General features: G+C 70.6%; 10 protein-coding genes. 4 read left to right on the plus strand and 6 right to left on the minus strand.

Going from position 1 to position 21,204, the window contains the following annotated elements; translation table 11 throughout:
• Positions 1 to 210: 210 nt before the first annotated feature.
• Positions 211 to 675, plus strand: a complete 465-nt coding sequence (locus E0504_RS39235) for a hypothetical protein (protein WP_131626884.1) — start codon at positions 211 to 213, stop codon at positions 673 to 675.
• Between the two features lie 178 nt (positions 676 to 853).
• On the plus strand, positions 854 to 2,476 hold the full coding sequence (locus tag E0504_RS51535) for a restriction endonuclease (RefSeq protein WP_207974658.1): 1,623 nt from the start codon (positions 854 to 856) through the stop codon (positions 2,474 to 2,476).
• Between the two features lie 27 nt (positions 2,477 to 2,503).
• Here E0504_RS51535 and pglX read toward each other — a convergent pair whose 3' ends face one another.
• The 6 genes from pglX to E0504_RS39270 all read right to left on the minus strand — a co-directional run bounded on the left by pglX (position 2,504) and on the right by E0504_RS39270 (position 19,901).
• Positions 2,504 to 6,085, minus strand: a complete 3,582-nt coding sequence (pglX, locus tag E0504_RS39245; RefSeq protein ID WP_131626885.1) for a BREX-2 system adenine-specific DNA-methyltransferase PglX — start codon at positions 6,083 to 6,085, stop codon at positions 2,504 to 2,506.
• Positions 6,086 to 6,217: 132 nt separating this feature from the next.
• A complete protein-coding gene (locus E0504_RS39250; protein ID WP_243657824.1) occupies positions 6,218 to 7,798 on the minus strand; it encodes an AAA-like domain-containing protein in 1,581 nt (526 codons plus the stop codon).
• A gap of 133 nt (positions 7,799 to 7,931) precedes the next feature.
• Complete coding sequence (gene pglW / locus E0504_RS39255) at positions 7,932 to 12,497, minus strand: BREX system serine/threonine kinase PglW (protein WP_131626886.1); 4,566 nt, start codon at positions 12,495 to 12,497, stop codon at positions 7,932 to 7,934.
• Positions 12,498 to 12,586: 89 nt separating this feature from the next.
• The gene (locus E0504_RS39260; RefSeq protein WP_112106282.1) at positions 12,587 to 13,711 is read right to left on the minus strand and encodes a CBS domain-containing protein; all 1,125 of its coding nucleotides are present in this window, start codon (positions 13,709 to 13,711) and stop codon (positions 12,587 to 12,589) included.
• A 33-nt stretch (positions 13,712 to 13,744) separates the two neighbouring features.
• On the minus strand, positions 13,745 to 15,562 hold the full coding sequence (locus tag E0504_RS39265; protein ID WP_131626887.1) for a DUF262 domain-containing protein: 1,818 nt from the start codon (positions 15,560 to 15,562) through the stop codon (positions 13,745 to 13,747).
• A gap of 697 nt (positions 15,563 to 16,259) precedes the next feature.
• Positions 16,260 to 19,901, minus strand: coding sequence for an AfsR/SARP family transcriptional regulator (locus tag E0504_RS39270; RefSeq protein WP_112106284.1), 3,642 nt, complete (start codon positions 19,899 to 19,901; stop codon positions 16,260 to 16,262).
• Positions 19,902 to 19,997: 96 nt separating this feature from the next.
• On the opposite strand from E0504_RS39270, the gene E0504_RS39275 reads away from it, so the two are divergent.
• Together E0504_RS39275 and E0504_RS39280 are read left to right on the plus strand one after the other, a co-directional pair.
• Positions 19,998 to 20,675, plus strand: a complete 678-nt coding sequence (locus tag E0504_RS39275) for a hypothetical protein (protein WP_112106285.1) — start codon at positions 19,998 to 20,000, stop codon at positions 20,673 to 20,675.
• A 4-nt stretch (positions 20,676 to 20,679) separates the two neighbouring features.
• Positions 20,680 to 21,159 carry a cupin domain-containing protein gene (locus E0504_RS39280; protein WP_112106286.1) on the plus strand — a complete coding sequence of 160 codons (480 nt, stop codon included), beginning with the start codon at positions 20,680 to 20,682 and terminating at the stop codon, positions 21,157 to 21,159.
• Positions 21,160 to 21,204 lie beyond the last annotated feature (45 nt).

The raw sequence follows: 21,204 nt of genomic DNA on the forward strand, positions 1-21,204 counted from the left end.
CGCGGAACGAGCTGTAGAAACGCCGTCAAGGAGGCCGGCCTGCGCTGTCGGCATCACCCGTCGTCGTCGGCGGCGCAGGCCAGCGTGGGTCGCGGCAGAACGCCGACACCGCCGGCACCTCGCCGGAGAACGGCGCCACGCTCTCCAGCGTCGTCGCCTCCGAGCCGTGAGGAGCTGCGGATACGCTCGGCCTCCGACTCGTGCATCGACTTGGTCGCCAATCCCAACCTCCAGGAAATTGTCAGGGAAAGGGCGACCGGATACGTCAGCGAGCAGACGTGGCAGCGGCTTACCCGTACCTGGTCAGGGCGTCGGTGCAGCACCCTTGCAAAGCTGGCACGGGCCATCCTGGAAGGGCGTGACCGACTCCACGAAAGGCTGGGCGAGGCCGCCAACCAGGCCCTTGAACTGCTCAACCGGACGTCCGCCGAACGGCAGTTCGCATCCGAACTGGTGAAGCAGCTGCCGCTGCCGGTGGTCGACGACAACCTGATCGCCACCGCGCGAGGGCTGCAGGTGACGGGCATCGTGGTGTGCGTGGCACGGAGCCGCTCGCTGACGCAGTGCGCATGCTTCACCGACGTCGTGCTCGTCGAGGGGCAGGCCAAGGTCAAGTCCCTGATCACGGCTGGGATGGAGGACTGGGCCGGGCTGGGGGCGCTCGGCGGTCGCTGAGCATCTCCCGCTGCACTGCCGCCGAGCGAGGTGGCGTAGCGGCCCCGCTGTGCCGCCGCGCGACCGCTGTGGCACAGGCCGATCACTATCCACAAGCACTCACCATTTCCGCTGTCTCTTCGCATCTATTGCGATACGGTGCGAAGCTGGTCCGAATGGCATGATGGGGAGCGTAGCCATGGCACGACGCCGGGGATTCGTGGCGGAGCTGCAACGGGACGTGGCACGGCGTCGACGGGAGGCGGAACAGGCACAGCGCGCGGCGGTCCGCGAGGCAGCCCGGATCGACCGTGAGGCGCAGCAGGCCCTGCGCCAGTCCAGGCGCACCCAGGTGGCCAGCGACCGCGAACGTGCGCGGCAGCACGTCCAGGAACGTGAGGCGGACGCATCCGCCCGGACCGCGCACCTGAACCTGCGGATCGCCGAACTGTCCACCGTGTTGAGCTCGTCGTTGGCGACCTCACCGGGGTTCCCGTTCGACGTCCTGCGGCAGACTCCGAACGCCCCGGCGTTCGACCCCGGCGGTCTCGACGTGCCGGCCGCACCACCGGACTGGGCCGACTTCGAACCCCCGGCGCCGGGCGCCGTCGGCCGGGTCTTCGGCGGGGCGGGCCGGTACGAACGGGCGATGGCGCAGGCCGAAGCCGAATACACCGCGGCGTGCGAGGAGCACGCGGTCCTCGATGCGAACCGGCAGCGGCGGCTCGCCGAACGTCGCGCGCAGTACGACCGGATGCTCGCGGAGGAGAAGCAGCGCGTACGGGCGAACAACGCCGAGGTCGACCGGATGGCGGCCGCGTTCGGTGCCGGCGACCCGGAGGTGGTCGTCGCGTACATGGCCGACGTCCTGCAGTCGTCGGTCTATCCCGACGGATTTCCGCACCGGTACCGGCTGCTCTACCGGCCGGACTCGCAGGACCTCGTCATCGACTACGAACTGCCGACCACCGACGTCATTCCCGAACAGCGTTCGTTCCGCTACGTGAAGAAGACCGACGAGACCACCGCGGCTGCCCGCCCGGTACGGGAACGACGGGACCTCTACCGCTCGGTCGTCGCACAGATCGCCCTACGCACGATGCGGGAGGTCTTCGACGGCGAGGGCGTCGACGTCGTGGACACGGTCGTCTTCAACGGCCATGTCTCCACCGTCGACCGCGCCACCGGCCAGGAGATCCGGCCCTGCCTGGTCAGCGTCAGCGCCACCCGCGAGGAGTTCACCGGACTGGTGCTCGCCCAGGTCGATCCCACCGAATGCCTCCGGCGCCTGAACGCCCTCGTCTCTCCGCACCCCTACGACCTGGAGCCGGTACGACCGGTCGTCGACTTCGACCTGTCGTCCTATCGCTTCATCGACGGCATGGATGCCCTCGCCGACCTCGACGGTCGTCCCAACCTGCTGGACATGACACCGACGGAGTTCGAGCATCTCGTCCGGCAGCTCTTCGAGGCGATGGGCATGGACTCGTGGGTCACCCAGGGGTCCCGGGACGACGGGATCGACGCGGTGGCGACGAACGTCGACCCGATCGTCGGCGGGCTGTGCGTGATCCAGGCGAAGAGGTACCGCCATGTCGTCGGGGTGGAGGCCGTGCGCGCGCTGGCCGGGGTGATGGAGGACAAACGGGCCACCAAGGGAATCATGGTCACCACCTCCTGGTACGGAAAGTCGAGCTGGGACTTCGTGGCCCGGCACGGCCGCATCGAACTGATCGACAGCCCTCGGCTCAAGTTCCTCCTCCTCGAACACCTCGATCTGGACGTGCTCATCCCCCTCGACCGCAAGGTCCCCTCTCGCTGACGCGCCCAGGCCCGCCTGGTCATCTGATCATTTGGTGGGCCGGCGGCCGCGGGTGGGGGCGGGTGGGCGCCAGCTCGCCAGGGCGTCCTCGGTCAGGGTGAGCTGGCCCATGGTCTCGGCAAGGAAGGCGTCGTAGACCTCGGCGGGGGAGCCGTCGTAGAGCGGGTCGACCTCGTCGTGCCACTGGCGGACCCAGGGCATGACCTCGCGCAGGCCGGCGACGAGCGGCGTGAGACGGGTGCCGTCCCAGCCGTCGTTGTCGCGGCGGTCGACGATCAGGGTGGCCAGCGCCTGCGCCTGCTCCCGGTGGTCGAAGCCGGCCCAGCCGATCAGCAGCGTCGGGTCGTTGTCGCGGCCGGCCGGCCGGTAGGAGATGAACCGCTCCTTCGGCACGTCGAGCTTGCCCCGGGCCCGCCAGAACGACGTCTTCCGGAAGTCCTTCGGCGCGTACTTCGGCGGAACGGGAATCGCGTCGCGGATCTCCTTGGCCTTCGCCGGGGTCGGGGCGGCGTCCTCGGCGCGCTGCTGCTCCCAGACCGACTCCCAGTCGGCACGCTTCACCAGACCGGTGTCGGCGTAGCGCAGGGCGGCAAGGAACGGGACGTGCTCGTCCTCGACGAGGGCGGCGACGACCTTGGCCAGTTCCTCCCCGGGCCGATAGATCTCGGCGACGGACACGAAGTTCGTGTCGGCGGCCAGCTCGTCGGCGAGCTGGCCGGTCGTCCACAGCCGCGGCTGCACCATGCCGTCGACGTCGGCGAACCACAGGTCACGGTTCTCCAGCCGGTCAAGCAGCCAGTCCCGCAGCGCCGCATCCTGCAGCTTGTCCCAGCCCTCGGTCGCCCACCGCCGCTTGTGCTCGGGCCGCTCGATCAGCCCGATGTTCCGGTCGGACTCGATGACCGCGATCCGCTTCTCGACGAGCGCGCGGTACTCAGTTGGCCAATGCTCGGGCACCTCGGTGATCGGCGTGGAGCCGTGCCGGGTGAACCACTCGGACGTCTCGTCTCCATCGGTGGTCTTCCTGGCGAGGACGATCTCGAATGCCCGCTCACCAAATTTGAGCTCGGGGACGTCGGTCATCGGCAGGGTCAGCTCGTCTGCGAGCAGCCCATACTGCCGGTAGACCTGCCAGTCCAACTCCTCCTGCAGCGCGATCATCCGCGCTCGCGTCGACGCCCACTCCACCTGCGCGTCGGCCAGCCGGGCACGGGTCGGTGCATCGTCGGCGGCCACCGACGCAGGGCTGACCACCGTCAGTCGCTGCGCCAGCCCATCCAACTCCCGCGCCAACTCCAACGGATACTCCGCTGGCAACGGGAACTCCTGCAGCTTGGTCCCAGTGAACTCATAGAATCGCTCCCACGATTGGGATTTGAACCCCTCGTTGACGCCTTGACTGCCTTTGTCGTGGCTGACCTGCTTGAGCCAGAAGCACGCCGTCGAACTGTTCAACACCCCCAACAGTCGCAGATGCTCCTCCTCCGAGGCTCCCGCCGGAAATTTGATGACCGGTGCCGACCGATTGAACACGCTCCCACCCCGATCCAACACAAAGTGGTTGTGGGTGGCTACGAAGGAGAACGCGATCGAGGATGGCGTGTTGTACGCGGACGTAGTGTGCTGCATGTACTCCCACCAGGAAAGCCCGGCATCGGCCATGTTCCCTTGGAAGGTGCGACGCTCTTCGAGGAGGTGACGCAGTGGCCACAGCAGCTTTGGCAACGCCTCGGAGGCGCCTGGTGCGTACGGGTAGAAGATCGCCTCGTCCGGGCATGATGACCAGTCGCGGACAATTTCACCGACCAGCAAAGGTCTTAGGATCTCGCCACCGTTCCCAGGACGATCCACGAGTCGGGCAGGTCGCACGAACGCCTCGTCAGCCCCGGCGCGGATCGCACGTCCCACTGGAGGTGAGATCCGATTGGCGAGTTTCGTTGTGCCGTCTTCGATCGCCTCGACCAGATCTGCGGTACCGCCTCCGCCGAGAATCCAAGGGTAGACGGCGAATTCCTGGCGTGGCCGATCGGTCACGCTGACCCATTTACTCTGGGATCCAGGCAGGCTGAGTTGGGACACGATCGCGTTCCATACCAGCCCTTCGCGAGCGTTGGTAGGCGCGGCTGGCTCCCCACGAATACCCAGAACGGCCCTGACGGTCGAGGCGCGGTGCGATCGGTTGCGTCGCCCAGCGAGAATGACGGTCGGTGTGCCGTGGCCAGGAATGTAGGCGCCAGACGTGTCAATCACATGTGTGAGTTCCGTGCTGCGTGGAAAGAAAACCTCGATGAGTTTTTTGCCGAACTCGCGCTTCACGAAACCATTGCCAACTATCTCGCCGACGCGGCCGGCGCCACGGCCGTGCTCGTCTGCGAGTTTCGCCAACTCGAAGAATTTTTGCGTGAAAGGAACGGTTAGCTGATAGGTGCCCGAGCAGGTGTTGTACAGGCCCCTGTATAGATCATTGATCTTCTTGTCTTTGACGGTGATGTATGGTGGATTAGCGACGACGACATGGTATTTGTCGTCCTCGAGGATGCCCTTATGTTCGTGTAGGTCTTCGGTGGCGTAAGAGAATTCGGCGAGTTCGTCGCGCGCTTCACCGAAGAGATCGAGTTGGCGGCCCTTGAGTAGAGAGTCACCGACGGCCACATGCAGCGAGAACGTGTAACCCGCCGCAGATGCAAGCGTCTCCAGTCCGGCGGCGCGCAGTGCGGCGACGATGAGACGGAACCGAGAGATCGCCACCGCATACGGGTTGATGTCCACTCCGTGGACAGCGTCCAACGCGAGGCCCACCCGTTCGAAGACGTCCTTCTGCGGGTCTGGTACGAGCCGGTCCCATTCGCCGAGGACGCGGTGGAAGGCTCCGAGCAGGAAGTGGCCCGATCCGCAGGTCGGGTCGATCAGCTTGAAGTCCTTGAGGCCGTCCACGTCATACCCGAATTCCTCCAGGGCCGGGGTCAGGGTCAGGTCGAGGATGAACTCCTCGACGAACTCGGGGGTCTGGAGGAGGGCGTACTTCTTGCGGACGTCTTCGGAGAGGTCCTGGTAGAGGTCGCCGAGGAAGCGGGTGTCCCAGTCCGGGTCGGTGAAGTCGTGGACGAGCTCCCCGGACTGGCGTACGCGCCAGAAGGTGATCAGGTCCTTGGCCGCGTCGTGGGTCACCGGGATCTGGAACAGCGCGTTGTGCCGCTCGTCGAACAGTCCCGCCCCGACCGGCACCTTCGAGATCTCGCCGAAGGCGGCGAGCAGCCAGTCGCGGGCGGTCAGTTCCGGCTGCTGGACGTAGAACTCGTGCAGCCGCTCCTCGGCCAGCGTGAGCCGCGCCTCCGGCCCGGCCAGGTACGGGTCGCCGATCAGCCCGTTGTCCTCGCAGAACCGGACGAACACCGTCCCGAGCACCCACGCGACCGCGGCCTGCGTGACCCGCTCGCCCAACCACGCCGACCAGGTGGCCGCCGTCCGGCCGACCTTGAACGCCCGGTCGTACTCGGCCCGCAGCCGCGCCCCGACCTCGGGCACCGCGTCGACCTGGGCCCGCAGGTCCTTCTCCAGCACCTTGACCTGCTGCTTAGCGTCTTTCAGCAACGCCACCCGGTCGATCACGCCTTACCCCCAGCCACCCAGCCCGCCATCGGGTTCATCTGTCCCCGCTCCATCGGGAGGAGCGGGGACAGATCCGATGCTAGGGGCAGTATGGTGCGTCACCGGAGCGCCATGCCTGGGGCAGGCCTACTGCTATGACGGTGCCCGGGTCGACCGGCGGGCAGGCGGCAGGACCAGCCGGGTGATACTGATCGAGTGGCCGGACGGGCTGATCTGGGTCGTCAGGGGCCCGGCGGGGGCTGCTGCTGGCTGCGGTCTCTGGTCGAAGATCACGATGTGGCCCGAGGACAGGTCCAGGTGGTTCAGGTAGTCGTCTAGCTGAACGATGGCGTCCTTGAGCGGGTCGGCCTTCCCGGGACGCTGGGTTTTCACCTCGAACACCTCGCGCTGCTCGGCACGGGTGCCGTCGCGGGCTGTGTAGCGCCAGCGTAGGTAGAGGTCGGCGCGTCCCCGGCCGTTGGCGTACTCCCGGAACACGTCGCCGTCACCGTTGACGGCCCGGTCGAGCCAGGCGAACAGGAAGGCATGGGGGAGCGCCTCCTCGTACGGCCTTCCGTCGCCGAGCATCTTTCCGTGCGTGCGCCAGAATGCTGCGAGCCCGGTCAGCGCGCCCGGGACGTCGAACCGGCCGTCGGGCAGGACGAAGTCCCGCGCCGTGGGAAGCACGGCCGGGCTGGGGACGACCTGCTCGGCGAGTGCCCGGGAGATCACCTCCGCGTAGATCGGATTGGCGATCCGCGGGCCCGCCTCGTCGCCTTCGGTGATCAGCCCGAGATCGCGGACGAAGGACCGGTCGTCGGAGTACTCCAGGTCAACGGGCTGCTCCGAGCCGGCGAGGAGCGGCAGGAGAACCCTCTGCACCTCCGGCTCACGTAGCCGGCGCACCAGGGAGTCCAGGTGGCTCGGCCGGGCCTGGATGACCCGCTCCCGGGCGGTGTCGACCTGCTCGACCGTGACCGGCTCCGTCGCCGGGATCTTCATCCGGTCGACGATCTCTGCTGCCAGCGCGTTGACCAGCCAGGGCTGACCGCCGGTCAGCGCGTACACGTGCTCGACGGCCTCGTCGGTGAAGACGCGGCCGGCCTCGGCGGTGTGCTGGCCGTAGAGCTCCCGCACCTCCCCGAGCGTGAAGTCCCCGAGCCGCAGCGACTCGACAATGATGTTGAAAGGGCTGGGTCCGCCTGACCGCTCCGGATTACGGCCAGAGGCGGTGCTTTTGTAATCTCGGACGTCTCGTAGCCCGCAGAGGGCGATCGAGGCCGGGAAGGCGCCGGGGCGGTCCTCGAAGCCCTCGCGGATCTGGCTGAGCACCGAGACGAGTGTCGCCCCCGTGAGAGAGTCGATCTCGTCCAGAAAGAGCACGAGCGGCTTGGGGCAGGACTCGGCCCAGGCGGCGAGCGAGCTGCCGAAGAGATCACCATCCGGGCCCTCGGGCCATGCCGGTGGGCGCAGGTCCGCCGGAAGGCCGAGCCGGGCCTCTCGGCTGGCTTTCGCGAGGATGGCGCGGGTGGCGCCGCCTATGTCGTCACCGAAGGCCGCGCCGCTCTGCAACGAGAGCTTCACCGCCGCGTACTTGCCGCTGGCCGTCAGCTCGGCCGCGAGTGCCCGCAGCGTCGTCGTCTTCCCGGTCTGCCTCGGTGCATGCACCACGAAGTAGTTCTCGCGCGCCACCAGACCCGGCACCTCGGGCAATCGCGCCGAAGCCGCGATCATGTAATGTTTCCCCGGCACACAGGGTCCAGCGATGTTGAACCAGCGCGCCGCCACTGACCGGCCTCCTACGCCGCAAAGACCATGACCCGATCACCCGCCACTCTACGGCGGCGGGTGATCGTAGGGCGGCGCGCTACGACGCTGCCAGGCTGGGCTCGTCGCCCGCCGCGCGGTGCAGGTTGCCCACCCAGGAGTCCGGCAGCGGCACCCAGTCGCTGCCGGTCACCAGCTGGACGAGCGCGCCGTCGAGGCGTGGTGGCAGGCTCGGCTCGGTCGTCGGGCAGAGCAGCCACAGCGGACGGCCGCCGGCCCGCGTCCGGGCCCGCTCGGCGAGGGTGAACAGCACGTCGAGCCCGCGGCCGTCGTAGCGGCCGAAGACGCCGGCGTCGTGCAGCAGCAGCGGCGCGGGCTGCCCGCCCGGCCCGGTCCGGCCGGCGGGGGCGTCGAGCAGTTCGGTGAGTAGCGGCGCGGCTCGTTCCCAGGCGAGCCGCACGTACTCGGCGAGGTTCGCGGCGGCGCGGCTGCCGGGTTCGGCGGTGTCGGCGCGCAGGATCGTCGCCCACGTCGGCCTGGGCTTCGGGTCGACCTCGGCGTGCAGGGCGTCGAGGAACACGGCGGCGACGTCGACCGGTTCGGCGGCGAACCGGTGCGGCTTCGCCAGCTCGGCGCGCGCCGTCAGGTAGTGGCTGCGCCGGACCGTGAGCGCCCGGAACCCGCCGGTCTCGGCGGCCGCGGTCAGGCGCTGCTCGGCGGTCGCGGCGGCGACCCGGCCGGGGCTGTCGTCGGCCAGCGCCGAGCGGCCCGCCCGGGCACCCAGGCCGGTGGGCTGGCGGACGACCGGTGTCGGCCGGGAGCCGCGGCCCGTCGAGGAGAGCAGGCCGTGCGGCTGCCGGTAGCCGCCGCGGGCGTGGTCCCACTCGAGGGTGAACCCGGCGTCGCGCAGCGGGCCGTCGAGCCGCGGATGCGGTGGCAGCTCGGTGTCCAGCCCCGGGAACCGGGCCAGCACCCGCTCGTGGATCGTCTCGACGAGCAGTGGATCACGTTCGGCATGCTCGTCGGACCCGGTGGGCTGCGCGGGGATGCCGCCGGGGCGGGCTGGGAGGAGGACGCCGGCTTGGGAGAGCCGCAGCGCCCGGACGAGGCCGAGGGCGCGCGGGTAGATCTCCAGGCGGGCGTTGGTCGCGGCGGTGCGGGACGCGGCCGCGGCCAGCCCGACGAGGCGCGGCGCGGTGAGCGCCGGCATCCCGTCCGGGCTGGCCGCGGCGAGCTCGCGCAGCACGGTCGCCGGGCTGGGGAGCTCCTCGGCCTTCGCCAGCCGGTCGGCGACCTTGCCGAGCGCCACCGCGTAGTCGAGCAGCGCCGGCGCCGACGGGGTGGCCGGGCCGTCGGCCTCCGTCACCTCCAGGGCGACCAGAACCCGGTCGCTGTCCTTGTACTTCCGCCGGGCCATCCGCGGCTCGGCGTCGAGGTCGACGGTCTCCAGCGCGGCCCGGACGACCGCCGCCGCCCGCGCCCGCGGCGCGCTCGTCCCCGGGGAGCTGCCCCGGCGGGCGAGCACCGCGGTGACCAGCTCGTCGAAACCCATCACCCGGCCGGCCTCGGCGAGGATCTCCACCAGCTCGCCGTGCACCGAGCGGACGGCGGCGTCGGCGTGCCAGGCCTTGCGTCGCGCGGTCAGCACCTGGGCGATCCGCCCCGGTGTCACGCCGACCCGCTCGGCGACCAGCTGCTGCCCCGGCCAGAGCGGCAGGTCCGGCACCGTGCCGGCGGCGTCCGGCAGGCCGAGCAGCAGGCGGGTCGCCTCAGCCTCGGTGGTGGCCCGCGCGGAGCGGGGCAGCAGCTGGCCGGCCACCAGCTCGACCGGCATCCGGGCGTAGTCCGTCGCCGTCGTGGGCTGGGCCGCCGTCGACGCGCCCGCCGGCGGGCCCTGCGGAGCCGGGGCGAGCGCGCGGCGCCACTGCCGGATCCGGGTCTGCAGCTCCTGGCGGGTCTTACCGGCCAGGCCGGGCAGGCCGATGATGTCCTTCGAGCCGAGGTCGAGCAGGTCGCCGACGGTCGTCGAGTCCAGCCGGTGCGCCGCCGAGACCGCGCGCGGTGACAGGCCGGCCTGCTCGAGCGGCGTGGCCTCGGTCGCCTGGGCCGCGGCCTGGTCCGGGGTCAGCGGTTGCTCGCCGGCGGGCGGGTGGACGCTCGGCACCGGCGGCGTCGAGTCGGCGGCGCGGAAGACGGCGAGCCAGGCGTCGCGCATGTCCTTCAGCGAGCCGAACCGCTTACCCGCGTCGCGGTCAAGCGCGCGCAGGAAGAAAGAGGTGAGGCCGGCTCGGATCGCCGGGTCGAACGCCTCGGTCGCCACCGTCGGCGGGCCCTCGGTGAACCGCGCCTCGGTGGAGCCGTCGCCCCACAGCGGCAGCTCGCCGGAGGCCATCTCGTGCAACGTGACCGCCAGGGCGTACCGCTCGGCCTGGTCGTCGTAGGTGGTGCGGGTGCCGGCGCCGAGGAACGGGTCGAGGTAGCGGGGCGTGCCGGCGGCCGTGTCGCGCACGGAGTGGTTGGCCAGCGAGAAGTCGATGAGCACCAGCTGCCAGGTCCGGTTCGTCCGGCGGCGCAGCACGATGTTGTCCGGCTTGAGGTCGCGGTGCGCGACGCCCTCGCCGTCGAGGTAGTCGACGGCGACGAACAGGTCGCCCGCGAAGGTGTCCAGGTCGTCGACCGAGAGCCGGCCCTCGCGCAGCTTGCGGGCCATGGTCTGCTCGCCCGCGTGGTCGAGGACGAGCACGGTGCGCCCGCCGATGACTAGGGTGTCCTGCCGGGCCAGCCTGATCACCCGCGAGTCGCGCAGCCGGCCCAGCACGTCCGCCTCGTGCGCAAGCCGCGGCGCCCGCTCGTCGGAGAGCGCGACCTTCAGGACCTCGTCGCGGTTCGTCTTCTCGTTGCGCGCGAGGAACGCGCGGCTCGTCGAGCCGGTACCCAGCCGGCTCCTGATCCGCCACTCCCCGCCGACGAGGTCACCGCGCTCGGCCTCCAACGGGTCCAGCTCCGGCGCCGGCTCCGCAGGCAGGTCGATTGTCGGCGTGGTCGCGCTCTCCGGTGCCGCGCTCTCCGGTGCCGCGCCGGCCGGCCCTATGACGTCGTCGACGACGAGCTGCAGCCAGTCGAGGAACTCGCCGACGGTGGCGAAACGGTCCTCCGGCTTCGCCCGGGTGGCCAGCGCGACCAGGTCGTTCGCCGTCTCGGACAGCGAGTCGACGACCGCGGACGGGTGCAGCCCGCCGGCCTCGGCGAGCCGTGCCTTCAGCGCGTTGCGGGTCGGCGCGGGGGCCTCACCGGTCAGGATCAGGTAGGCGAGCGCGCCCAGGCCGAACACGTCGATGCCGACCGGGTCCGGGTACGGGGCGTCGACCTCGGGGGCGAGGTAGCTCTCCGCGGCCCGTTCCAACTGCGGCAGGAACCGGTGCGCGGGCTCGATGGCGAGCGCGACCGAGGTCTTCGTCATCGAACCGGTCAGCTGCCCCGTCGACGCGTCGATGTCGCGGGCCGCCGCCTGCCAGTCGCTGATTACAAGCCGGGGGGAGAGCCAGCGCCGCTCGCTCTCCGCCTGGTCGTCGCCGCGGCGGGCGGCCGGCACGACGAGGACGCTGCGGGCCGCGAGCGTCCGGTGGTAGAGGTGGCGGCCGTGTGCGTAGTCGAGTGTCTCGGCGAGCTCGCGGATCATTCGCAGCCGGGTGCCGGCGTCGAGCCGGTCGCCGTAGCGGGCGAGGTAGTGGTCGAGGCGCATCTCGTCGGGGTGGTGCCGGAAGATCAGCGCCGGGCCGGCCTCGTGCTGCTCCAGGCCGTCGATCTGGACGATGCCCTGGTGGTCGATGCCGTTGAGGACGAGGAACTCGCGCTTGGCCGCCGCCTCCCGAGTCCGGCGCTCGGCCTCGGCCGCGCCCGTCTCCACCAGGTAGATCCGCACGCGACGGCGCGCGGAGCTCATCTGGGTGTGCCGGGCGTGGTAGTCCTGCCACGTCGGGCCGGACTCGAAGGCCGGGAACTCCAGCTCCCAGGCGCCGACGCGCTGGTGGCGCCGGCTGCGCGCGATCCCGGCGGCCGGGAGCAGCGTCGCGAGCCGCCTGGACGTCTCCGGGCTGATCCGGTGGCGTTCGTCGCGCAGCGGCGCGTCCAGCAGACCGGACCAGATCGACGGGAGCGCACCCGCGGTGCCCGCCCTGACCGGGGCGCCGCCGCCGGCGGGCTCCGGGCCGAAGATCCCGTGCAGCTGGAAGTCCGGCAGCTCGACCTTCAACGTCCCGTTCGAGAGGAAGACCGCCGGCTGGAAGAACGGCATCCGCAGCCTGCCGAGCCCCTGCGCGCGGGCCGCGGTCTCCAGGAGGTGCTTGAGCTCCTTGGACTTCTGGTTCGCGAGGATCAGCGGATTGTCGAAGATCAGGTCGCCGCCGGACGGCCGGTGCTGGACCCAGTTCGACCCGGAGGCCGTCAGCCGGCCGGCCCAGCTCTTGATCTCGACGAGGTACACCCCGCCGCGGGCGACGACGAGCAGGTCGACCTCGCGCAGGTGCCCGGTCGACGCGACGAAGGTGAAGTTCGACCAGGCCCGGTACGGCTCGGCGTCCGGCAGCAGTCGCTGGACGTGCTCCAGTGCCTCCCGCTCATGCGGGAACTGTGACGCCGTGACCGTCGTCCAACGCCTGTCCTGCACCCCGTCTCCCCGCTGCTCCCGCCGCCACGCTCCGAACGACGACCCCCGCTGCCCCAGCCCGCGACACTAGCCCAACTGCACGAACCTACTTACACGGCGAGCTTCTTGAGCATTCCGTGGAGCTGCTTGATCTGACGGTTCTCCTCGGCGGTCAGCGGCTCCGTGCGGAAGTGCGCGACCGCGTTGCGGATCTTGCGGACATCGTCGAGGAGCTCGATGAAGGCCGTCTGGTCGACGAACGGCCAGCCGAGCTTCTGCCAGTTCGCCGGCACCTTCAGCAGGTACTTGTAGTTTCCGAACATCATCTCCGCGACCCGGTCGGTCTTCTTCCCGGTGGCCTTCAGGACGGCCGGGTCGTGGTCGAAGATAGGCGTGAGCAGGCCACGGATGAGCCGCTCGATCTCGCCGATCACGAAGAACGGCCGGGCGAGGTCACCGAAGCGGGTCGCGACGTCGGCCATCGTGACGATGCCGCAGATCTCCCCCTGCTGGTTGCGGACCAGGACGTAGTCGGACGCCGTGATGGTGGCCAGCGCCGCCAGCAGGCTGTCCGTGTCGTGGACGACCTGTACGTCGTTGTAGGTCGCCTTCGCGAGGGTGGGCGCGTGATCGTGCGCGTACAGCATCGCGACGGACTGCCAGGTCACGACCCCATGGAGATGGGACGCGCCTTCCAACACCGGGATCTGCGAGTACTCCCACTGGAGCATGCAGGTGATCGCCTTGTGGAGGCTGTCCCTGGGCCCGACGGTGCAGAGCTCCCGATGGTCCGACAGCAGGTCGCCGACCCGCAGCGTCCCGCCAGGGAGTTCCTCGTCGGGGTACTCGCCCGCCGCCTCCTGCCCGGCCGGTTCCTCCTGTCCGCTCGGTTCCTCCGTGCCGTCGTCCGCGGCCCGCTGCGGCGGGATCTCATCGGGTGATGCCGTGGTGTCGTCGGGTGAAGGTGATGGGTCGGGCACCTCGGTGGCCGGCGCGTCCTGGGGATTCGCGCTGGGTGGGCCGTCGTCCTGAGCTGGTCGCGAGACCGGAATAATCTTGATCTGGGTGTCGAGGGGGCCAGCCTCGAAAGTCGGCTCGGTCGCCAGCCGGGCCTGGGAGAGCTGAACGCGGATCGCGGAGATCGCCGCGGGGCTGCGGACGCCGTAGTCGAACCGTTCCAGCAGCTGCCGGATCGTCAGCTCGCTGTCGACCAGCGACGTGAGGATGTCGTCCATGCGGGTTGCTCGTGGTCTCTGTGTGTCGGGCGGTCAGCCGGCTGAGACAACAGGGGAGGGCGTCTCCCGGCCCGTGGGCTTGCCCATCGCCTTCTCGATCAGAGCGAGCAACTTCTGGATCCTGTCCTGGTAGAAGGCGTCGAAGTCGTTGGCTCGCAGTGTTTTCGGATCGATCCGTTGCGAGTCGACAAGATCATCGATCCAGTCGGCCGGCAGGCCTGACTCGCGGGCGAACATCTCGAGGTAGGTCGCCGGAGAGCGCCCGCCGATCGTCTTGGCCGCACGCAGCGAGAGGGGCGTCTTGTTGATCACACTGGTCATCCGAGGATCCTTGGTTCCGGCGCGATCGAACCAGGCCTTCGGGAAGATCTGCCTGAAGTCGACCGTCTCGGTCACCAGAGTGTCGGCGTTGATCGGCGCGTCGGTCGCGTACCAGTCGTAACAGCCCTGCTGCAACAGCAGCGCGAAGACGCCCTTGTAGGCGGCGCTGACCTTCGTCGTCATGGTGTGCAGCCGCTGCTCCTGGAACGCCGCCTCGGTGACGGTGTCCGGGTTCCTGCCGGTGCCGTTAACCCAGTCGACCACCTGCTCGACGTCCTTCGGGAACCGGCTCTCGGTGGTACCGCCGTAGAGCTCGCCGAACACGCCACACCAGTACCAGCGGACGATCTTCTCGTGGGTCTCCGGCCGGTCGGTGGCCGCCCCGAGGACGGTCCTGATCGCCGCCAGCGGCACGAGCTGTGTCCGGTACGGCAGTTCGCCGCTACGGAAGACGCACTGGCCCTGGAGAAAGTCGCCGGCCCAGGCGAGCGCCTCCGTAACCGCCGGCGACCATTTCCGGTAGTCAGCCAACGGGAGCGTCAGCAGGTCCCTGCGCTTGCACCGGATCGACGGCGCGTCCGCGGTCCGTCGCGGATGCTCGGCGAGGTAGCGGTGGCGCTTGTGGTAGCTGATGACCAGCATGAGCGCCTGCAGGAAGTCGATGTTCTTCAGATCCTCCAGGACCGGGTACTTCTCGCTCAGTCCTTTCGAGATGCCTTCCCAGTCCTCCTGAAGGTTGAACTCCGAACCGTGCGTGGACGTGTACCCACGGTTGCCGGCGTAGGTCGCCGTGAGCAGTTCGAAGACGTTCAGGACGAGCCCGCCGGTGTTGACCTTCTCGAACACCGTGCAGACGGCCTCGTTGCTCGTCTCCTTCGGGAGCTTGACCCAGGGCACGCGGAACTGATTGATCCTCTTGAGTACCTCGCCGTTGAAGCGCCCCCAGGTGCGTCTCCGGTCGTCATCTACTGCGTAGATCCATCCCCAGTCATTCGTCTCCATCGAGTCCAGGCTGAGGTTGAGCGGGAACATCCCCGCTGCGCACTCCTTCTCCCGGCTGCTCAGGTCGATGACGTCGTCGGGCCCGGAGCCCCGGCGCAGCAGCCGGCTCGCCGGCACGGAGACGATGGCCTCCTCGCGCTCGTCCTCGCTGCCGATCGCCCGGACGATGTCGATGTAATACCAGACCGACAGCTCGTTGTGTCGCTCGTCCTCGGTCTGCACGGGCTCGCGGGAGACCAGCGCGTGGTAGAGCGAGGTGAGGCGCTGCTGCCCGTCCAGTAGCAGATGCGCGGGGACCTCTCCGTCGGGAACCTTCGTGCCCTCCAGCGGGCGCGCCTTGAACTGAGCCTCACCGCCGGTCTCCAGCGACATGATCACTCCGAGCGGAAACTCCCGGGTGACCGTCGCGAGCAGCGAACGGATCCGCTCGTCGTCCCACTTCCACGCCCGCTGGAAGTCCGGGAGCTGGATCTTGCCAGTGGACACGTCCTTGAGCAGCGTCTCGAGGAGGGTGTCGTGCACCGCCACCGTGCGTTCCCCCTGTCACCAGATGGTCGCCAACCGTTGGAGTGTCTCCACGCTCCGCGCTGGCGATCGAACTGTATCGACTCGACAGCGCACAACACGACACGTCAGATACGAAGGCGGACATGTCGGTAGCGGAGGCGAAGCCGGCGAGCGGGCGCCGAGTTGCCGACCCCGGACCGCGAAGTCCCAGAGGTGTCAGACCGCCGAGCAGATGCGGGCCTGTCGCGACGCCGACGATCACCGTCACCGTACGGGCCGAAGTGCCCGAGACCCGCCAGGTTCACGGAGCGCCTGTTCGAGTCGGTAGATGATGTAGCGGTCGGCGTGGTCACTGGGCATCGCCCCTGGCCAAAGCCCGCGTGGTGACCGGTCGGACAGTGATTTCAGGGTCAGCAACCAAGATCAATCGGTTCGGATGCTGGTGCGCAGGGTCGACCATGTTGCGGCCGTGCGAACCGCCTCCGCCTGGCCGAGGTGCTGGTGCGGGGGCCGGGCGGGCGGCGGCGACTTCGGAGGACACCCGCGGTCGCCACCGGGAGCCGCCGGGTCAGCGCCAAGAACGTGCAGGGAGGGGGAGGCCCTCCGTCTGCCGCTCATTCGACGGTGTCGCCCTGGTCGTCGGCGCGTACGGCGGTTGGCCGGGCCGCCTCGACCTCGGCAGAGTCGATCGTCGGCTCCTTCGTGTGGTCAGGTGTCGTCAGGTGCCGGAATACGGCAGCCGCATGCCGATGGTCTGAGCGTCGCGCGCGGCGGCCAGGTCGAACTGTCGGGCTTCGTCATCATGCCCGGCGCGGCGTAGCGCCTGGGCGAGCCGCCGCCGGGAACGGATGACGAACGGCACCCCGCCGGTCTTTTCGGCAAGCGCCAGCGACGACCGCAGGGCGGCAATGGCTTCGTCCACCCGGCCCAGTGCCAGGGCGAGCCCGCCCCGGTACAGGGCGGCGGGGCCCATGCAGGTCAGGCCGAGAACAAAGGTCACCAACGTCTCGCCGTACCCCGCGATGCGGTCCGCGAGGCCGGTCGCCCAGTCGGCCATGTCCGGGACCGCGTCGACGACCTGTGTCACGATCTCGGCGAGAATCACGACGTAGACCGGTTCCATGGCACCCGGAGCGACGTCGGCCAGGTCCGGCCGGACGAGGCGGCGGACCTCACGTGCCGCAGCCTCCGGGCGTCCGGTCTCCGTGAGCGCGAGGGAGCGGATCAGCGCCCACTCGGCGATCATCTGTTCCTCCATGTCGTACACCTGCGGGAGGAAGTCGCCCATGGTGCCGCGGTCCCAGGCGGTGATGCCGTGAATTGTGGTGGCGGACTGGGTGAGCGCGTTGATCGCCCCGGGCGTCACGCCCGGTAGTGACCCGCCCAGTACGGCCGCGACCTCGGCGGCCTGGTCGTACCGTCCGGCGTAAAGGTGATGCATCGCCTGCCAGCAGCGGTCCAGAAGGTCGAAGTCAGGGTCACGCACCTGGCGCAGCCGCCGGCTGAAGGCGGCTGACTCGCCCTCCGCGGCTTCGACCCGGCCCAACTCCCAAAGGACAGCCCGACGCAGGTGCCGGGCCACCAACTCGCCGCCGGGCGGGCCGTCGGCCGTCGCCAGCAGCGTGTCGGCAATCGCCAGCCGAAGGCCGGCGTGCTGCGGTGTCCAGGCCGCGAGCGCCCGGGCGATCAGCAGACCGGCGGGTTCATCGGTCGTCCCGGGTCGGGCCGCGCGCTGACCGGCGAGCACTTCGGCTGCCCGCAGGATGAGACGGCTCGCCGCTTCCGGCTCCCCGTAGCACGCGCGGACGGCCGCCGCGGCGAGCAGCCGGAAGCGGAGGTCCTGTTCGGTCGCGGGCAGCGCGGCCGCCGCGGCATCCAGATCGGCGATCAGGCCCGGCACGGGAACGTAGAACAGGGAGCTGTAGCCGCCGACCACGTCGCCGGCGCGGGTCAGGGTCGCGAGTCCCGCGCGGACGGTGTCGCCGTTCGCCGTGGCGATCCGGGCGGCCTCGGTGAGCACCTGCTGTGCCTCCGCGAAGTCGGCGGACCGACGCAGCGCCTCGCCGCGGATCACCATCAGGTCGACCAGCAGGTCAGGATGGTCCCCGGGGACGAGGTCGAGACCATGGCCGGCGAGCGTCGCCGCGTCCTCGAACGCGAACTGCGCGAGCGCGGCCCGCGCCGCGGTCGCCTGCGCCTGTGCGGCGCGCAGGTCGGTATGTCCGGCCGCGGCGGCGCGGAGGTGGTGCGCGAGCACTGCGGCTGGCACCGACGCTCCCTGGTGGGCCACCAGGGCGTCGGCGACGAGGCCGGCCAGGCGGGCACGCTCGGCCGTTCCCATACCGACCAGCACGGCCTCCCGGACGATGTCGTGGGCGAACCGCAGTCGGCCAGGGGCGGGCACGTCGGCCAGCCCGGCGGCGACGGCGATGTCCACCGCGTCGAGCGCGGCGGCCTGGGTCATGCCGGCGGCGGCTGTCACCACCGGCAACGCCGCCTCGCGGCCGACCACGGCGGCCGCCGCGAGGAGGGTCGTCATTGCGGCGGGCATCGCGGCCAACCTCGCGAGCACGGTGTCCCGCACCCCGGTCGGCAGCGTGCCGGCCGCCGCGGCCTGGTCGACAGAGGTGGTCGCCGCCAGTCGGGCGAGCTCGACGACGAAGAAGGGATTGCCGGCGGTGCGGTGGCGGACCGCCTCCGCCTGTTCGGGGGTGGGCGCCATCCCGCTCACGGCGCCGAAGAGCCGGCCGACGTCCGTCGGCGGGAGCCCGGCCAGCTCCACCCTGGTCAGGGCGGGGTGACGGGCGAGCACGCCGAGTAGCCGGCGGAGGGGCTCGCCGTCCTGCGGCGACTGGCCGCGCCCACCTGCTGGGACGGCGGCGCCGAGATCGCCGTCGTCGGCGTGATCGCCTGGGACGGCCTTCCCGCCGCGCTCCGGGCGGAAGCTGCAGACCAGCAGCACAGGGACGTCCGTCAGTTCACTGGCGAGGATCTCCAGCATCGCGATCGAGGCCGGGTCGGCCCAGTGGAGGTCCTCGAGCAGCGCCAGCACCGGACCGGCGGAGGCGAGATCGGCCAGATGGCGGCCGATCGCCAGCGCGACCTCGAAACGGACCGGACCGTCACCGTCCCGGCTCGCACCGAACGCGCCCACCACTTCCGCCGGGAGGCCACGCAGCAGCTGCCGCCATGGCCAGTAGACAGGGGCGCCGGAGACCTGCGTGCAGCGGCCCCAACGGACCTGCGCCGGTACCCGCCGGGCGAGTTCCTCCAGCAGCCTGGTCTTGCCGATGCCAGCCTCGCCGGACAGCAGGGCCACGCCGGTCGCCCGCTCGGTGGCGGTCCGCTCCCACGCCTGTTCGAGGGCGGAGAGTTCCCGGTCTCGGCCAAGCAACGGCAGCCGGCCGCCGGCGGCCGCGGGGGCGGTCGCGGCTGCCGGCCTCGTGCCGGAAGCGGCGCCCGGCGAGCCGACCCAGGGGTATGCGGTGCGGGGGATGCCAGGGCGGGGGATGCCGGGGCGGATCAGCCCGGCATCCTGCCGCAGGATCGCGGTCTCCAGCTCCCGGAGCTCGGCCCCCGGCTCGAGACCCAGATCGCTCGCGAGGGTCTGCCGTGCCTGACGAAGCACGGTGAGCGCGTCGGCCTGCCGGCCGCTGCGGTACAGGGCGGTGGCGAGCTGGGCGTGTAGCCGCTCCCGCAACGGGTGCTGGCCCGTCAGGACGCGCAGCTCACCAATCACCGCATCGTGTTCGCCCAGGTCGAGCCGGACGGCGAGAAGGTCCGCCCGGACGGCCATCTGGTCCTCCGCCAGCTTCACCCGCGCCGCCTCGGCTGCCGCGTGGCCCTCCAGGTCGGCGTACGGCTCACCCCGCCAGAGGGCGAGAGCACGCTCCAGATGAGCGCGGGCGCCGCCCGGATCCCCACCGTCGAGCGCTCCCCTGGCCAGCGCCCGCAACTCGTCGAGGTGCCCGGTGTCGAGATCGGTGGGGGAGATCGCGAGGGCGTAGCCGGAGCCCCGGGTGACGAGCAGCCGGTACGGCGGGCTGACCTTCGGCTCCAGGACCCGGCGCAGCGCGGACAGGTGTGCCTGCAGCGTGGACCGCGCGGCGGGCGGTGGTTCCCCCTGCCACAGCTCGTCGGCCAGCGCGTCCGCGGTGACGGTGACGCCGGGCCGTAGCAACAGGAGGGTGATCAGTTCCCGGCGCCGCCGCGGGCCGAGCTCCAGCGGGGAGCCGTCGCCGGCGGTGGCGATGGTCGGTCCGAGAACACCGAACCGCACGGGGGAGGAGCCGCTCACCGCTCCGATCGACCCTCCCGATTCGCCGCCGCCGGCCAGGCGCCAGCCGGACGCAAGGCGCACGCAGGCCGTTCACCGCCGAACGGCCAGCGTAGTCGGCAACAGTCGGCCCTGGCGAAGGGTGCGGCACGCGGCCGCCCCAGTCATGAAGGAGAAGCCATGTCCACACTGGAATCACAACCTCTCGCTGGCGCGCCGCGGGTGCCGCGCTCGGCGCGGCACCCGGAGGCCGCCGTGCCGGCGTGGTCGGATGACGCCACGCTGCGCCGGGTCCTGCTCGGTGCCGGCGGCGTCCTGTTCGCGCTGGGGAACCTGCTGCACCCGCTCGAGCACAACGAGGCGGCCGAGCAGGCGGCCACCTGGTCCGCTGCACACCTGCTCTTCGGCATAGGCGGTGTGCTGGTCGCCGCGGGGCTGCCGCTTCTGGCGGGCCGCCTCGGGCCTGGCCGGCTGGCCCGGGCCGCCTACGCGCTGGTCTGGGTCGGGTTCGTGACGATGCCCGCGAACGCCTACATCGAGATGTTCGTCGCACCGAACATCGACCACCACACCATGCACGAGATCGAATCCGACATGACGCTCGTCGCCCTACCGCTCGCTTTCGCGTTCATCATCGGAGTTCCGCTGCTCGGGATCGTCGGGTGGCGGGTCGGCGGGCTGTCCAGACCGGTGGCCGCGGGTCTCGTCATCGCCGGCGTGACCCTTCTCCTCGGGCCGGGCCTGCCCGTGACGGAAGGCTACTGGATCATCCCGGCTACCGTCATCGCCGGCCTCGCGCTGGCGGCCACCGCCCTGCCGTGGAGCGACAACAACCGGCCGCGACGAGGCGGGAGCTGAACGGGTGGGCCCGTTCCACACCACTTCCGGCACCGCCCGGGGCGGACCGCGGACGGTCCTCCCGGGCAGACCGGCGCCCGTCCCGCTCGCCACCGCGGCGACGACCGGCGGCTCCTACGGGCTGCTCCGGATCCAGCTGCTGCCCGGCGACGAAGCGCCGTACCTCGTACACCATGGTGAGGATCGGTCGTTCGTCGTCCTCGACGGCCGGATGCGGGTCGACACCGCTTCACGCCGCCTCACCGCCGCCACCGGAGACCTCGTCTTCGTCCCCCGCGACCAGCCGCACCGGTGCCTCGCCCCGGACGGGCCGGCCGACGTGCTCATGCTGTTCACGCCGGGTGGGGCCGAAGGGCTCTACCTCGCGCTCTGGCCGCCGGGGCACGACGCCGACCTCATCGTGCGGCTATCGGCCGAGTACAACGTCGACGTGCTCGCCCTGTCTGCCGAGGCGCCGGACGAATCGAACCATCACGACGGTTGACGTGCCTCCACATGCGGTCCGCCAGCAGCTGGTCAGCGCCGGATT

The organism is Parafrankia sp. BMG5.11, from assembly GCF_004337455.1.

Coding starts and splice junctions, on each gene's coding strand:
- E0504_RS51535 (WP_207974658.1), top strand. CDS start 854: ATGGCACGACGCCGGGGATTCGTGGCGGAGCTGCAACGGGACGTGGCA.
- E0504_RS39275 (WP_112106285.1), top strand. CDS start 19,998: ATGTCCACACTGGAATCACAACCTCTCGCTGGCGCGCCGCGGGTGCCG.
- E0504_RS39250 (WP_243657824.1), bottom strand. CDS start 7,798: ATGATCGCGGCTTCGGCGCGATTGCCCGAGGTGCCGGGTCTGGTGGCG.
- E0504_RS39260 (WP_112106282.1), bottom strand. CDS start 13,711: ATGGACGACATCCTCACGTCGCTGGTCGACAGCGAGCTGACGATCCGG.